At 40.7% G+C, this 1,855-nt stretch carries 2 protein-coding genes; both read left to right on the top strand.

Annotated features, from left to right (window positions below):
• Window positions 1–447 precede the first annotated feature (447 nt).
• The gene (locus B0186_RS10965; RefSeq protein WP_078219463.1) at window positions 448–1,629 is read left to right on the top strand and encodes a phage tail sheath protein; all 1,182 of its coding nucleotides are present in this window, start codon (window positions 448–450) and stop codon (window positions 1,627–1,629) included.
• Between the two features lie 10 nt (window positions 1,630–1,639).
• Window positions 1,640–1,837 (top strand): phage major tail tube protein, encoded by a 198-nt coding sequence (locus B0186_RS10960; protein ID WP_115252414.1) that lies wholly within the window; start codon window positions 1,640–1,642, stop codon window positions 1,835–1,837.
• Window positions 1,838–1,855 lie beyond the last annotated feature (18 nt).

Raw genomic sequence — 1,855 nt, 5'->3', positions numbered from 1 at the left:
AATATCCGCCTGAGTTTTCAGAAATAGAGGGTTGAAAAAGAATGAGTAAGGGCATACAATACAAGAAAGGGACAAACCGAAGTCCGCCCCTTTTGGTTGGTTGCCTATCTTGCGATAGGGGTATCTGCAGTCAGCAAGCAGATAATGATTAAAATCAGTAGTATTTTAAACCATTTCACACATAATCACCTCCTTAGATCAGTAAGATTCGGAGGATGTAGCTAACCCGAGTGCCAGTCGGGTTAACTACAACACCCGACCAACCGTTTAGTAGTATAACAAAAGCCGCCTAGTACCTCAATGTACGGGCGGTTTTGCTTTTATAGGCTATCTTTCTGTACTGTAAATTCCCTTTTCACATCTCCAGCAAATAGACCACACTTTGCGAACCTTGCAAAATATCCAAGATTTAACCTAAACCGAAGATTTAACCAAAAGGATCTGATTATGGATTATTTACATGGTGTTCGAGTTATCGAAATTAATGAAGGTACTCGCACAATCAAAACCGTTGCTACTGCGGTTATTGGAGTCGTTTGTACTGCCAATGATGCCGATGCACAAACATTCCCTCTTAATACACCCGTCTTACTTACTAATCCTTTAAACGCTATTGGCAAAGCAGGTAAACAAGGTACCTTAGCGAAAACCCTTGAGGCTATTAGTGACCAAGTGAATACCTTGACTGTTGTTGTGCGCGTAGAGCAAGGCGATGACGAAAGTGATGAAGGTGCACAAACAACAGCGAATATTATCGGTACGGTCACAGAACAAGGGCAATACACTGGCATGAAAGCCTTATTAGTTGCGCAAAGTAAAGTTGGGGTAAAACCTCGTATTCTGGGCGTGCCTTATCTTGATAACAAAAATGTGGCGACGGAATTAGCTAGCATAGCGAAAAAACTCAATGCTTTTGCTTATATCTCTGCGCATGGTTGTGCAACTAAAGAACAAGCGGTGCAATATCAAAAAGGGTTTGGGCAACGTGAAGTCATGGTTATTCATGGAGATTTCTTAGCCTTTGATGTCAATAGCAAACAAGTTAAAGAAGAAAGTGCGGTTGCTCGTGCTTTAGGTTTGCGTGCTTATTTAGATAAAACAGTAGGCTGGCATAAAACTATTTCTAACGTGGTTGTCGAAGGGGTTAGCGGTGTAAGTCGTGATATTACCTTTGATATTCAAGATACCAGTACCGATGCAAACTATCTAAACGAAAATAAAATTACCGTGCCAATTAATTTTAATGGCTATCGTTTATGGGGTTCTCGTACTTGTTCTGATGACCCGTTATTCCAGTTTGAAAACTATACCCGAACCGCTCAGATTTTGCGTGATACGATTGCAGATGCGCACGCTTGGGCAATTGATAAACCGATGACACCGACATTAGTCAAAGACATTATCGAAGGGGTAAATGCAAAATTCCGTGAGCTTGTGGCGTTGGGCTATATTGTTGATGCAAATTGTTGGTATGACGCGGAAATCAATACCAAAGATACTTTAAAAGCTGGTAATTTGTATATCGATTATGACTATACGCCTGTGCCGCCTTTAGAAAACTTAAATTTCCGTCAACGTATTACTGACCGTTATTTAACTGAATTTGCTGCCAAAGTAGCGGCAGCCTAGGAGATAAAACATGTCTTTACCGAATAAATTAAAATTGATGCATTTACATCAAGATGGCCACAGTTATTTAGGGCAAGTTAACGAGGTTACTCGCCCGAAACTTGCGATTAAAGCTGAAAGTTATCGTGCTGGCGATATGTTAGGCGGAACCGCCCTTCAATTCAATCTAAAGAGCGACTTGTTTTGTTATTCATCTAGGATATCTTAGAAAACTCAGGCGGATATT

The sequence above is a fragment of the Canicola haemoglobinophilus genome (assembly GCF_002015075.1).
Taxonomy (GTDB): domain Bacteria; phylum Pseudomonadota; class Gammaproteobacteria; order Enterobacterales; family Pasteurellaceae; genus Canicola; species Canicola haemoglobinophilus.
This window is presented reverse-complemented; position numbering and strand designations above follow the sequence as displayed.

Bases quoted from the DNA above. Each gene is read 5' to 3' on its own strand.
- B0186_RS10965 (WP_078219463.1), top strand. From the start codon at position 448: ATGGATTATTTACATGGTGTTCGAGTTATCGAAATTAATGAAGGTACT.
- B0186_RS10960 (WP_115252414.1), top strand. From the start codon at position 1,640: ATGTCTTTACCGAATAAATTAAAATTGATGCATTTACATCAAGATGGC.